Annotated in this window: 11 protein-coding genes and 1 pseudogene; 4 read left to right on the top strand and 8 right to left on the bottom strand. The window is 64.8% G+C overall.

Annotated features, from left to right (window positions below):
• Positions 1-54: 54 nt before the first annotated feature.
• Positions 55-1,560 (bottom strand): annotated as a pseudogene (locus K6I40_RS09420) (replication factor C large subunit).
• Between the two features lie 166 nt (positions 1,561-1,726).
• Between K6I40_RS09420 and K6I40_RS09415 the strand changes: the two are divergent.
• Entirely contained in the window at positions 1,727-3,241 is a 1,515-nt protein-coding gene (locus tag K6I40_RS09415) for a hypothetical protein (protein ID WP_222918779.1), read from the top strand.
• Between the two features lie 78 nt (positions 3,242-3,319).
• Here the strand turns inward: K6I40_RS09415 and K6I40_RS09410 are convergent, their stop codons facing one another.
• The 3 genes from K6I40_RS09410 to K6I40_RS09400 form a co-directional block, all read right to left on the bottom strand.
• A complete protein-coding gene (locus K6I40_RS09410; RefSeq protein WP_222918778.1) occupies positions 3,320-4,285 on the bottom strand; it encodes a hypothetical protein in 966 nt (321 codons plus the stop codon).
• A gap of 280 nt (positions 4,286-4,565) precedes the next feature.
• Positions 4,566-5,933, bottom strand: coding sequence for a hemolysin family protein (locus tag K6I40_RS09405; RefSeq protein WP_222918777.1), 1,368 nt, complete (start codon positions 5,931-5,933; stop codon positions 4,566-4,568).
• Positions 5,927-6,103: a hypothetical protein gene (locus K6I40_RS09400; RefSeq protein ID WP_222918776.1), complete on the bottom strand. Its 177-nt coding sequence runs from the start codon at positions 6,101-6,103 to the stop codon at positions 5,927-5,929. Before K6I40_RS09400 ends, K6I40_RS09405 begins: the two co-directional genes overlap by 7 nt.
• A 185-nt stretch (positions 6,104-6,288) precedes the next feature.
• Between K6I40_RS09400 and K6I40_RS09395 the strand changes: the two genes are divergently transcribed.
• Positions 6,289-7,050, top strand: a complete 762-nt coding sequence (locus tag K6I40_RS09395; protein ID WP_222918775.1) for a molybdopterin-binding protein — start codon at positions 6,289-6,291, stop codon at positions 7,048-7,050.
• A gap of 64 nt (positions 7,051-7,114) precedes the next feature.
• Here the strand turns inward: K6I40_RS09395 and K6I40_RS09390 are convergent, their stop codons facing one another.
• The gene (locus tag K6I40_RS09390) at positions 7,115-7,759 is read right to left on the bottom strand and encodes a metal-dependent hydrolase (RefSeq protein WP_222918774.1); all 645 of its coding nucleotides are present in this window, start codon (positions 7,757-7,759) and stop codon (positions 7,115-7,117) included.
• Between the two features lie 149 nt (positions 7,760-7,908).
• Between K6I40_RS09390 and K6I40_RS09385 the strand changes: the two genes are divergently transcribed.
• On the top strand, positions 7,909-8,622 hold the full coding sequence (locus K6I40_RS09385) for a helix-turn-helix domain-containing protein (protein ID WP_222918773.1): 714 nt from the start codon (positions 7,909-7,911) through the stop codon (positions 8,620-8,622).
• Between the two features lie 125 nt (positions 8,623-8,747).
• Here the strand turns inward: K6I40_RS09385 and K6I40_RS09380 are convergent, their stop codons facing one another.
• From K6I40_RS09380 to gcvT, 3 genes are all read right to left on the bottom strand, one after another.
• Positions 8,748-9,806 carry an E3 ubiquitin ligase family protein gene (locus K6I40_RS09380; protein WP_222918772.1) on the bottom strand — a complete coding sequence of 353 codons (1,059 nt, stop codon included), beginning with the start codon at positions 9,804-9,806 and terminating at the stop codon, positions 8,748-8,750.
• Positions 9,807-10,006: 200 nt separating this feature from the next.
• Entirely contained in the window at positions 10,007-10,390 is a 384-nt protein-coding gene (gene gcvH, locus K6I40_RS09375; RefSeq protein WP_222918771.1) for a glycine cleavage system protein GcvH, read from the bottom strand.
• The gene (gene gcvT / locus K6I40_RS09370; RefSeq protein WP_222918770.1) at positions 10,390-11,529 is read right to left on the bottom strand and encodes a glycine cleavage system aminomethyltransferase GcvT; all 1,140 of its coding nucleotides are present in this window, start codon (positions 11,527-11,529) and stop codon (positions 10,390-10,392) included. The genes gcvH and gcvT overlap by 1 nt, the downstream gene beginning before the upstream one ends.
• Before the next feature lie 198 nt (positions 11,530-11,727).
• On the opposite strand from gcvT, the gene K6I40_RS09365 reads away from it, so the two are divergent.
• Positions 11,728-13,209 carry an aldehyde dehydrogenase family protein gene (locus K6I40_RS09365; RefSeq protein WP_222918769.1) on the top strand — a complete coding sequence of 494 codons (1,482 nt, stop codon included), beginning with the start codon at positions 11,728-11,730 and terminating at the stop codon, positions 13,207-13,209.
• Positions 13,210-13,302 lie beyond the last annotated feature (93 nt).

Here is a 13,302-nt window from a genome sequence, read left to right as displayed (position 1 = left end):
AAACACAAACCCGGTTCCCTCGAGCCCTCGAGTCGGCGTCCGGGAAGGAAACGGTTACATAAAGTCGCTCAACCCGGACTGATCGTCGTCGGATTCGTCGGCTGCTGACGATCCATCCGACACGGACTCAGCATCGTTTCATCGTCCGACTCCGTTGCTGTGAGTGCCTGCTGCCCGCTCGAGCCGTCGGTATCGTCGCCGCTCTCGTCGCTCACAGCGGTGACCGTCTCGCCGTCTCCGCTCGAGCGCTCGGCCTCGAAGAAGGCGTTGCCCGAGTGTTCGACCGCTTCCTCGGCTTTCAGCTCTTCGGCGTCCTCGACGATCGACTGGACCTTGTTGGTATCCTTTCCGCTGCCAGTGACGAACGAGACTTCGGACTCGTCGAGTTCGTAGGCCGCGGCCATGCGGACGGTCAGATCGCGGTTTTGCAGTGGTGGGTCATCGCGGAGAGGAAGGGAAGGATCTCTCGGCGGACCGTAGCGACGCTCGCACCCTCTCGCTCGGCGATGCGCTCGGCGATCGAATCGCGGGTGTTCCGCGTCCCCTTGGTCCGACCGAGTTTCGACCAGTAGCTCGGCGGCCCGTATCGAGTCCAGCCACCTTTGTCGCCCCGGCGCGAAGCGGCGACGCCGGCGGTCATGTTGTCCGTCGCGTACCGCCAGTAGGAGTAGTTCTGGGTGGCCCGAACGCGACCGAGCCAGCGGTCGGCGTTCGAGAGGAACTCGTAGGCGTCGGCCAGTTCCGCGCCCTCGTAGTCCTTCGGGACGTTGTCCTCGATCCAGTTGAGCAGATCGTCCGGCGTCTCGTCGACGTCGTAGGAGGCCCGAAGCGCACCCTCAGCGTCTTTTCCTTGATGAGTTCATCGAGAAAGTCGAAAATTCCCTCGGTGGTATCGCGCTCGCTCGTCACCACGTCGTCGACGGTCAATCGCTCGGCCTCTTCGGCGACCGCCTGCAGGTCGTTGACCGCCGACCGCAGGTCACCGCTCGTCGATTCGGCGATCTTCTCTAAGGCTTCCTCCTCGAAGTCGATGCCTTCGCGTCGGCAGATGTCCCGTAGCACGGGGACGATCGACCGCTTCGAAACATCACGGAACTCGATCGTCTCACAGGAGTTGCGCAGCGACTGACTCATGTCGTAGAACTCGTTCGCGACGAGAATGATCGGCTGGTTCGCGTCCTTAACAACGCGCGTTACCTCTCGAGAGCCGCCGTAGTCGGCGTTGCCGTGGAAGTTGTCCGCTTCATCGAGGATGACCAGCCGACGGCCCGCTTCGCCGGCGGTGAGCGTCCCGCTCTTCGCGGCCTCGCCGGCGATCTTCTCGATGACGTCGGCCCCTCGGCTGTCGCTGGCGTTGAGCTCCATCACGGGCCAGCCCATATCGGTGGCCAGCGCGTGGGCAGCCGACGTCTTCCCGACGCCGGGGCTGCCGTGGACGATCACCGATTTGTGGTGGTCGTCCCAGCTCTCGGCCCACTCCTCGAGTTTGTCGCGGGCCTTATTGTTGCCGCGTACCTCCGACAGCGTCGTCGGGCGGTACTTCTCCGTCCAGTCGGTCATTGGTATGTCGTTGGGGTGAGTCGCGTTTAGTGGTTGCGGACCCGTCGGCTACCGCGACGGTTCCTCCTCTCCTGTCCCAGCAGCACTGGCGCTCGTCCGCGGGTTGTGTCACTTCGAGCGAAGTCCCTACCCCACCTCTAAGCGACTGGACCGCCTTGTTCCGATGATGGCGGCGTTCATCGACCTCGTCGAGCGTTCACTCCGTGACGAGACGCACAGCGAGTTCGACCGTCGCGTCGACGAGCAAGCCACCCGTCTCACCGATGCCCTCCGAGCAGGGCGGCTCGACAATCCCAGCTTCGGTCTCGGGATCGAACTCGAGGCCTACGCGATCGACGAGGACAATCAGCTGGCTCGAGTGCCCGAAACCGTCTTCGAGAGTCCCTGTGAGAGGGAACTCGGGTTGCACAACGTCGAACTGCACACTGATCCGAGCTCGTTCGATGGGGAGGGAATCGTGGCGCAGGCGGCAGCGCTCCGCCGTGATTTCCGGGCTGTGCAACGAGCCGCCGAGCGGGAGGGGCTCGAGATCGTCTTGGACGCCATGTGGACGATTCCGCCACCGGAGGGCAGTGACGACTACTTCACGGACGGCAATGAGAACGAAGGGATGACCGTCGCGGCGAATATGACGCCGTCGCCGCGATACTGTGCGATCGACAACGACGTTCTGCAGCGAACCGGGGGGTCGATTACCCTCTCGGTGCCGGGCCTCGAGCGGGCGTTTCCGTCGATCCTGTTCGAGTCGCTGGCGAGTTCGATCCAGCCACACGTTCAGGTCCCCGACGTCGACGCGTTTCCGCGCTACTACAATACCGCCCTGCGGACGCTCGGTCCGGTGCTCGCGTTAGCGACGAACTCGCCGCTGCTCCCGCCGGACCTGTACGATATCGACGATCCGTATCGCTTGCTCGAGGAAACGTATCACGAACTCCGAATTCCCGTCTTCGAGCAGTCAGTCAACCGGGCGTGGGAGAAAGTTCGCTTCCCCACTGAGATTGGGAGCGCGGCCGATACCGTCGACAAGCTTATGGCTGATCCGACGTGTGCGCCATTTCTCCGCGAGTGGCTCGTGGACGGCGATCGCGAGACGTTCGGAGACCGGTTCTGGGAACTCGATCACAAGCGGGGGACGTACTGGCGGTGGCTCCGTACCGTCATCGGCGGCCAGCCGGTCGATCAGGGCGACCGGTGGTCGATTCGTCTCGAATACCGCCCGCTTCCCACCCAGCCGACGATCACGGAGACCATCGGCTTCCAGTGTTTGGTCGCTGGGCTCGTCCGGGGTCTGTGTGTGGCTGATCATCCGCTCTCGACTCTCGAGCGAGATGCGGCGGAACGGAGTTTCTACACCGCGGTCGAGAACGGAATCGATGCCGACCTCGCGTGGGTCACCGCCGACGGCACTCGAACGACCGACTCGACCGTGATCTACGAGGAACTCTTCGAATTCACCCGTCGGGGCCTCCGCGAGCAGGGCGTCTCATCGGACGTCATCGAGGACTATCTCGCACCGCTCGAGGCGCGCTGGACCGAACGGACGACGCCGAGCCGATGGAAGTTGGCCCGCGTCGGCGACTATCTCGAGGCGGGCGAACGATTCGACGACGCGGTCTCCGAGATGCAAACCGAGTACATCCGTCGGGCCGGGACCGACGACCCGATCGTCGAGTGGCCCTGAATCCGGCGCAGACCGGCCACCGACCGATCGGTCGCGCGTTTCGGACCGCAAATCGGAGATCGGCGCGGTTCGGGGGTCTCAGTTCGTTCCGTAGACGAGCACGGATCGCTCGGCCGCGTCGTCGTCCGATTCGATGCGGACGGGAAACTCCTGATCGGTATTGACGGGCGGCGTTTGGTATCCCGTCGTGAGGGTCGTCCGCTCGCCGGCCTCGAGGCTCACTGCCTGCCGTTCGACCCGTTCCGAACTGTGACCGACGATCAGTTCGAGGTCCTGTGTGCCGTCGGCCCCGCCGGTGTTCTCGATCGTCGCGCTCACCTCGAGGAATTCGCCGGCGTCGATCGGCGTGTTCGTCTCGAGACCCGCTATTTCGAACGTCGCGCTCGCTTCGTCGGCAGTGGCGCCGCCACCGTCGTCGGGTTCGATTTCGCGCAGACACTCGCGCCCGTTCGGGTTCCCGTACGTGGAACCGCCCGTGAGGTAATCCTCTCGATCGGTCGTGAGTGACGAAATAACGGTCCCGTCACTGCCGTACTCGGGTATCTCGACGGTTATCTCGTCGGCCCCTTCGTGAACCGCTGCGTCGTCACTGATCTCGAACACGACCGTCCCCGAGAACGGTGCGGCCACGTCTTCGCCGAACACGACCCCGTCCTCTATCATGGTGTTCCCGTACAGCCCGTCCTCGTAGAAGTCCGTGCTCGCGAAGGCGACGTCGTCGGCTTCGAACGTCCCCGCAACCTCCGCTCGAGTGCAGGAGGGGAACGTCACGGTTCGCTCCGACCCCTCGCTCTCGTCGACGGATTCGTCGCCGGTCTCCTCGGTATCCGTCTCAGTCTCGGTATCCGTCTCAGTCTCGGAATCCGTCGACGAATCGGTCTCGGTACCCGTCTCCTCGGCGGATTCGTCCGTCGCGTTCTCGGCAGCCAGGTCGGTTTCGCCGCGTGACTCGTTCGACTCGTCTGATTCAGTAGCATTCATGTTGAGACATCCCGCGAGACCGAGTCCGACACCGGAGACACCGATGAATGTCCGACGTTCCATACCCGGTCGAAGTATATCTCACGATATAAAGATGTCGCAGAGGTGTTATGTCTGGTTACAGTCATCGATTCGTGAGTGAACGTCCGCAATATCGGACCGTCGTCTCGAGACCCGAGACTCCGCGTGGTACCGGCCGACTGAGTCCCTACCGATCGCGGCATCTCTACGACTGAGACTCGAAAATGTCTCCGGGACGAAATGAGGAGGGGGAATTCGATTCGGGCGACCCGGCAGCCGACGCCTCAGCGAAAAGAGGAGCGGTGAATGGGCCCGGCGACGGTCAATCGGACGATCCTTCGGCCTCCGGAACGGCCTCGCTGACGGTCACCCGCGAGATGCGAGTTCCCTCCACGCCCTCGACGGTCAACTCGTAGCCGTCGGCCTCGATCGAGTCGCCGACTTCGGGCGCGCGACCGAGGCGACTCAACACCAGACCGCCGATGGTGTCGAACGCGTCGCCCTCGAATTCGGTTCCGAGCGTCTCGTTGACGTCCGCGAGCGGAACGCCGCCGTCCATGGCGTAGCGGCCGTCGGGGAGTTCGTCGACCGAGGGTTCCATCGATGCGACGTCGAACTCGTCCTGGATCTCGCCGACGACTTCCTCGATGACGTCCTCAATGGTCAGGATGCCCTCGAAGGCACCCCACTCGTCGATGACGACGGCCATCTGGACGTTCTGTTTGCGGAACTCCGCGAGGATCTCGTCGATCCGTCGGGTTTCGGGAACAATGAGGACGTCTCGAGCGAGGTCGCGAGCGGTCGGTTCACCGACCGGTTCGTCGCCCGCGTCGTCCCCGTCTGCGGCCTCGATGGCCTGGAGGACGTCCTTCGCGTGGACGAACCCGATGACCGGTTCGTCGGCGACCTCGTCGACGACGGGGAACCGCGTGTAGTTCCCGCTGGCGGCGACGCCGCGGAGTTCAGAGAGGGGCATGCCGGCGCGGACGGTGACGACGTCCGGGCGCGGCACCATGATCTCGCGGGCGACCGTCTCGCCGAGGTCGAAGACGGATTCGATCATCTCGACTTCGTCCATGTCGACGGCTCCCTGTTCGCCGGACTGGGCGACGATCCGCAGGATCTCCTCCTCGCTGTGGCTCTCGTCGCGCTCGGAGGCCGGCGCGACGCCGATGAGCCGCGTAAAGAAGTTCGCCGTCCCGTTGAACACGATGATCCCGGGAATGAAGATGTAGTAGAAGAACTTCATCGGCGCGGCGACCAATAGCGCGATCCGCTCGGCGTCCGCGATGGCGAGCGTCTTCGGCGCGAGCTCCCCGAAGACGACGTGCAGGAAGGTGATGACGCTGAACCCGATCACGATAGAGACCAGATGAAGCGTTCCAGCGGAAAGCACCGGTCCCAGCACGGGTCTGAGAAGCGAGGCGATGGCCGGTTCGCCGACCCACCCCAGCCCCAGTGAGGCGATCGTGATACCCAACTGGGTCGTCGCGAGGTAGTCGTCCAGGTTCTCCTCGGCCTCCTGGACGAGCTTCGCCGACGACCGCCCCTCCGCGACGAGCTCTTCGATCTGCGTCGGCCGGATACGGACGTACGCGAACTCCGCGGCGACGAAAAAGCCGTTCAGGAAGACAAGGAAGAGGGCGAAGAGGAGTCGCCCGAACGAGAAGGCGAGGTCGACGGCTACCATCGACCCCACCCCGGTCGCCGCGAGAGATCTCGCGTCGTCGGTATCGCGTTCGATCCGTCTCGCGTTCGATCACCGATTCGCTCCCCCACCGCGGCAGCGCCGGTGGGTCGACGGAGATCGCTCGGCGACGGGGACGCAGCGGGACGCTCGTCGCCGGTGAAGACTTCCATACGGCCGCTTGGCACAGGACTTACAAAATCGTGGCGCTGGCGACCGACGACGGCGACCGGTTCGGACGGCCTCGAGCGCGTTTCGATCCGGGGTCGCGGTTCCGACGAACGGTCGCGCGATACCGCCCCCATCGACCGACGACCGGAACCCGAGCCGATAACTGGCCGGGCGTCGAACCCCGGCTATGAACGTCGCGATCGTCACCGTCGGCGACGAAATTCTCGCGGGATCGACGACCAACACCAACGCGTCGTGGCTGGCCGAGCGGATCACCGACCGGGGCAGCACCGTCCGGCGCATCCTGACGATTCCCGACGACCGGGACCTCATCGCGGACTACGTCGACCGCTGGAGCGACGCGTTCGACGCCGTGATCGTCACCGGCGGCATCGGCGGCACCCCCGACGACGTGACCGTCGAAGCCGTCGCGGACGGCTTAGAGCGCGAGTTCGTCGTCCACGGCGAGATCCGAGAGCGACTCGTCGAGAAGGCGGCCGCGTTCCGGGACGAGAACCCGGACATGGTCGAGGAGTACGACCTGCAACTCGACATCGATGCGGCGGCCTCGATTCCCGAGGGCGCGACGCCGATCGTCACCGACAAGGGGTGGGCCCCGGGCTGCATCGTCGAGAACGTCTACGTCTTCGCTGGCATTCCCGACGAGATGCAGGCGATGTTCGAGGCAGTCGAAGACGAGTTCCAGGGCGACTCGACCGCAGAAACGCTGTACACGCCAGCACCCGAGGGGTCGCTCCACGAGGCTCTCGAGGGAGTCACTGAGCGCTTCGACGTTTCGGTCGGGAGCTATCCGCGAAGCGAGAACCGCCCCGGTCGGATCCGCGTCTCGAGTACGAATCCGGAAACGGTCGAGGCGGCGATCGCGTGGCTCTGCGAGCGCGTCGAGACGACCGCACCGCCGTCCGCGAGCAAGGGGCCGACTGAGTAGCCGTCCCGCTGTGGCCCGTGACAGCGGCGCAGTCGGACCACCGGTCTCAGTTGGACCACTGGTCTCAGTCGATCCGCCGGTCTTCGACGATTCGAACGAGTACCGTTCCGAACCCGGCGACGGCGAGCACGAACCGTTCACCGGTCGCCGCGATGGGGAAGATCCGTTCGACGGCGGTCGCCGGTTCGTCTCGAGTGGGATCGAACCCGGTTCTGTAGTGGGTATTTTCGGTGGTCCCGCGGGCCGTCGACTCGGCCAGGTGCCTGGCATCGAGTTGGACGAACGTCTGGACGAGGCCGCGCTGATCGGTCACGAGCAGCGATCCCGACAGGTCGTAGAACCGGTCATGGAGCGGCCAGAAGAGGTTGACGCCGTTGAAGAAGGCGTCGAACAGAACGTGTGCGAAGAGTACCCCGGCCAAACTGGCCCACGCGACGCGGTGGCCGTAGCTCCCCCACCGGTCTCGGAGGATCGATTCCTCGCGGATCGAGCCGTCCCACAGCAACACGGCGGCGGGGACGAGGACGATCCAGACGTTGTGTAACGCCGCGCGATGCGTGCCGGGGACGACGATGCCGATCAGCGTATCGAGATCGAGGAGGGCGGCACAGCCCATGACGACCAGAATCGCCCGGGTATCGAACTCGTCGCCGAGCAACGCAACCCCGAGTAAGCCTGCGAATGCAACGTGGACGACGGTTGATGGCACATTCCGCGGACTCGAACCGCGAGGGCTTGATTGTTTGGATCGTTGAACGAAGCGGCAACCACTCGAGTCGAGATCGATGGCCAACTCGCCCGTTCGGCCGGGCAGTCGGTCTCCGGTAGCTACTTGGATCGACCCGCCGACCGTCGGGTATGAGCGGACGCGGACCGAAACGGGAACTCGCGGAGAAGATCGCCGGGGAAATCACGCTGAGTGAGGATCCCGGCGCGACCCTGCGCAAGTGGCGCACCGACTTCGACATCTCGCAGACCGATCTCGCGGCCGAACTAGACGTTTCGTCGTCGGTCATCTCCGATTACGAGAGCGGCCGCCGGGAGAGTCCTGGCATCGGCGTCGTCGGCCGACTCGTCGAGGGGTTGCTCGTGATCGACGAACGCCGCGGCGGGGAACGAATCAGGCAGTACGGCCGCGTCCTCTCGGCGGGCTTCGAGAGCGACGTCGTCTACGACCTTCGAGAGTACGCTACCTCCCTTCCCCTCACGCGGTTGTACGACGACCTCGAGGCGACCGAAGTGGCCTCAAGCGGCACTGAGCAGGTCAGCGGCCACACGGTCATCGACAGCATCGAGGCGATCACGCGCCTCTCGAGCGAGGAGTTCTTTCGCCTCTACGGGCAGAGCACGAACCGCGTCCTCGTGTTCACCAATGTCACGCAGGGCGAGGGCGTTGGCATCGCGCTGCGAGTGATCAATCCGACGCCGAACGCCGTGATTCTCCACGGACTCGAGGAGGAGGACCTCTGGGATCACGCGAAGGAACTCGCACGCATCGACGGCTACTCGCTCGCCGTCACCTCGGCCCCGCTCGACGACGTGCTCGAGCACCTCATGACGCTCGACGACTAGGTGAGCGGTTCGTTTTCTGAGACGCTACCGGTTCGTGTGGGTCGAACGCGTCTGATCGATCCGTATGCGCTCGCTGCGGACACTTTGGTCTCTTGTCCTCTCTCTGTCGGTCACTGTCGGTGAGTTCACGGGAGGCCGTGGCCGGCGAGCCACCACAGAAGAGCGAATCCGCCACCAGTCAGTACGACGGTGGCGAAGACACAGCCCGCGATCGTCTCACGGAGGGCTCGAGCCACCTGCCGTTCACCACCGGGAGCGACGACGAAGTCGGCGATCGAGTCGTCGGTCGCGACGATCGAAGTGCCTCCACCCTCGGATTCGGCGATGCCCAGCACGGTCGCCGTTTCGCCGACCTCGAGGACTGACTCGCGGTAGCGTCGATCCCGATCGCTGGTCTCGAGGTCGGCTGACTCCCAGAGTCGGGTCGCGAGCGGTTCCGGTAGGCTCTCATCGGCGGCGACCCGTTTCGACACCGGCCGCTCGAGCCGGCACGCCGCGTCCGTGGGATCGACGACGACCCGACCGGTGTCGGCTTCGAGGGCAAACGAGGTTCGCTGATCCGCGATCACACGGGCCGGGTCGGTCGAGTACGTCAGTACGCTCCGAAACAGTGAATCGTCAGCGCCGCCGCCTGGCTTCTTGGCGTCTTTCGAGGAGGTCGTCGTCGCCGTGAGCCGGTACCAGACCGCGTCGCGACCGGTGAGTGGTGCCACGAGTGGCTCTCGGAGCGGAACGACGCGGCCGGAGACGGCGACAAGCCCGTGGTCAGCGGCTCCGGGGGCAGTGCTGGTTGCCCGACGAAGCGTGGCGTACGAGCGAAGCGTGGTGAGAAGGCCACCGAGGAAGTAGAATCCACTGCCGACCAGCAGGCCACCGACAGCGACGGGGACGACGACGCCCCGCGATCTGCCGATGGGAGCGTTTCCGAGGAACGGATACGATCCGACGGCAAACGGCAACCAGACGATGACCGTCGCGACGAGCATGAGGACCGCGTACGGTCGCGTGCCCACGTGGATTCGGCGAGTGGCCCAGTCGAGTCCGGACGCCGCATCGTCATTATAGACGTCCACCCCGACGACGAACCCCCACACGTGCAGGAGCAACAGCAAGACGGCCAGATCGAGACCGGTTATCGCGGATGCCGAGGTCGCACCGATCGCCGTCGCTGCAAGAGGACCCACTATCGTCCGCTAACGTGTGAACTATCCTAACAGTTTCGGATGGGCCCGTCAGCGTTTCGGCGTCTCGAGCGGGCTAGCGCCTCGAGAGTAAGAGGAGAGAGTGAAGGGGTGAGTGAGTAACGAACGTATGAGAGGGAGCGAACAGCGCGATCGCTACCGAAACAGAGAGATCGAATCGGTGTCGAAGATGGAACCGTGGTTCAGGCGATCTGATCTTCGTACTCGTCAGCGGTCAACAAGTCTTCGAGTTCGTCGAGATCATCGGCCTCAATTTCGAGCATCCAGCCCTCGCCGAAGGGGTCCTCGTTGACGAGTTCAGGGCCGTCGAACAGGTCGTCGTTGATCGCGACGACCTCGCCGCTGACGGGCGCATAGAGATCGGAGACGGCCTTGATCGACTCCACGACGCCGAACTCCGTTTCTTGCTCGAGCTCGTCGCCCTCGTCGGGGAGTTCGACGAAGACCACGTCGCCGAGTTCGTCCTGTGCAAAGTCGGAGATACCCACGCGGACGACGCCGTCAGTCTCGAGTGCCCACTCGTGCGATTCCAGGTACCGTCTATCGTCGGGAACGTCGAAGCTCATTATACTGTGTCGATGAAGGGTGTGGTTTCGACTCTCGCTTTCTTCGATTGGCCACGGACGACTACCTGCAGGGTGGTCCCCGGCTCCGCGTACTCAACCGGCACGTACCCGAGGCCGATCGGCTTCTCGAGGGTCGGGCTCATCGTCCCGCTGGTGACGGTGCCGACGACCCGGCTCTCGGTGGTCGTGATGTCGTAGCCGTGTCTGGGGACACCGCGGTCGATCAACTGGAAGCCGACGAGTCGCTCGTCGACGCCCGCCTCCTCGATCCCAGCCAATGCGTCCCGGCCCACGAAATCGGTCTCGAGCGCGACCGTAAAGCCGATACCGGCCTCGTAGGGCGTCCGCGGGTTCGAGTCGGGGTCGAAGTCCTGCCCGGCGAGCAGCAAGCCGGCTTCGATCCGGAGCGTATCGCGCGCACCCAGCCCGCAGGGCTGGCAGTCGAACGCCGTCCAGATATCCGTTGCTGCCGCCCAGGGAACGATCAGTTCGAAGCCGTCTTCGCCCGTGTAGCCCGTCCGGGCCATCCAGCAGTCGACGTCGTCGATCGTCGCGTACCGAGCCTCGAACCGATCGAGGTCGTCAACGGATTCCGCGGTGAGATCTTCGACCAGGCCGACCGCGTTCGGCCCCTGAACGGCGAACATCGCGTACTCGTCGGTCCGGTTGTCGACGGTCGCCTCAAGCCCCCACTCGTTGCGGTAGCTGATCCATCGTTCGTGGGTCGCCTCGTCGGTGCCGGCGTTGGGGACGAATAGGTACGTCGGGTCGCCGTCGGCGGCGTCGCCGTCTCCGCGGGATTCCGGCAGCGTCTCGCCCTCGGCGGGCAGCCGATAGACGACGGTATCATCGATGATGATCCCGTCCTCGTCGGTGATCGCGGCGTACTGGGAGTCGCCGACCTTGAGCCGGGAGACGTCGTTCGAGGTGAGCCGCTGCATCAACTCGGTCGCGTCCGGGCCGGTGACGTGTATCTGGCCCATATGCGAGACGTCAAAGACCCCGACATCCTCCCGCACGGCCGCGTGCTCCGCCCGGATCGAATCGAACTCCACCGGCATGTCCCAGCCGCCAAACTCCGTAAACTTCGCTCCACGCTCGTCGTGAATCCCACGTAACGGCGGCGTCTGAAGCGGCATAGTCGGGATATCACCCCCGGTGTAGTAATGTCTTTTCGTCGGCTGATCGCGACGGCAGTCGCCCCGCCACCAAGGTGACGGTCTCGACAGCGGACCAATCTCCATGGCCGACCCGTAACTCGTTTCGGTTACAACGGGCTCACCTATCGTCTCCGGTTGCCGAACACATAAGACTGAAAATAACGTACGCAGCGGCGTATGAGCACGCCAGCACTCGAGCCACAGGCCGACTGGAACCAGCTATACATCGACGGTGAGTGGTGCGACGCCGCGAGCGACGAGACGATCCTCGTCGAGAACCCGTCGAAACAGGAAGTGTTTACGGAGGTGCCGGCGGCGACGGTCGATGACGTCGACGCCGCCTACGACGCGGCCGAGACGGCCCAGCCCGACTGGGAAGCGATGCCGCGCGAGGAGCGCGACGAGATCGTCGAAAACCTGCTGGACGAACTCAACGCGCACTTCGAGGAGATCGCCGGGCTGCTCGCGACGGAGGCCGGCACCCCGGGCTACCGCGCCATGGGCGAGTTCGCCACCGCGACCGGCGACGTGGAGATGGCACTCGACCTCGAGCCCCCCGAGGAGGAGGTCCGCCCGTCCCCGTCGGTCGACGACAAGGACAACCACATCGTCCACGAACCGGTCGGCGTCGTCGGCATCATCTCGCCGTGGAACTTCCCGCTGCACCTCTCCCTGCGAGCCCTTGCGCCGGCGATCGCGCTGGGGAACACCGTCGTCCTGAAGCCGGCGACGGACACCCCGATCACGGGCGGGCTGCTCATCGCGAAGCTCTGTGAGGCGGCCGGCGTCCCGGACGGCGTCGTCAACGTCGTCACCGGCCGCGGCTCGGACATCGGCGACCGAATGACGAGCCATCCGACGCCGCGGGTGATCTCCTTTACCGGGTCGACGGCCGTCGGCAAGGGCGTCGCAGAGAACGCCGGCCAGAGCCTCGCGCTGCCCGCTCTCGAGCTCGGGGGCAATGCGCCCTTCATCGTCACCGACGAGGTCGATCTCGAGCGGGCCGCGCGCGCCGGTGCCTTCGGCTCGTTCTTCCATCAGGGGCAGGTCTGCATTTCGATCAATCGGCATCTCGTCCACGAGGACCTGTACGACGAGTACATCGACCTGCTGGTCGACCATGCAGAGTCACTCACTATCGGTGATCCATCGGAGAACGAGGACGTCACGTTCGGCCCGGTGCAAAACGAGACCCAGCGCGACGATCTGGTCGCGTTCATCGGGGACTCGATCGAGGCGGGTGCGACCCTCGAAACCGGCGGCGAGGCCGACGGCCTGTTCGTCGAGCCGACGGTCCTCTCGGACTGTACCAATGACATGCCGACGGCGTGTAACGAGCACTTTGGCCCCGTCGCACCCGTGATCCCGTTCGCCGACGACGAGGAGGCCATCGAACTGGCCAACGACACCGAGTACGGCCTCTCGGCGTCGGTCTTCTGCGAGGACGAGGAGCGGGCCCGCGACCTCGCCGATCGGGTTGAGGCCGGCATGGTCCACATCAACGACCAGCCGATCAATGAGGACCACAACGCGCCATTCGGCGGTGTCAAGCAGTCCGGTCTCGGTCGCTACCACGGCGAGTGGATCACCCGCGAACTCACCGAGCCCAAGTGGATCTCCGTCCAGGGTGAGGAACGGGACTACTTTGTCTTCGAATAGCGCGGCCGAACGCGGGATCCCGCGCTGCGGCCGATTTGTCGGTTCGAGTGCGATTTCGCGGAATCGGCCCGCCGGCGGGACCGGCTTCGCTTC

It is taken from the genome of Natrinema sp. SYSU A 869 (genome assembly GCF_019879105.1).
Classification (GTDB): domain Archaea; phylum Halobacteriota; class Halobacteria; order Halobacteriales; family Natrialbaceae; genus Natrinema.
Note: the sequence above shows the minus strand (reverse complement) of the source record. Positions and strands in the feature narration are given on the sequence as shown.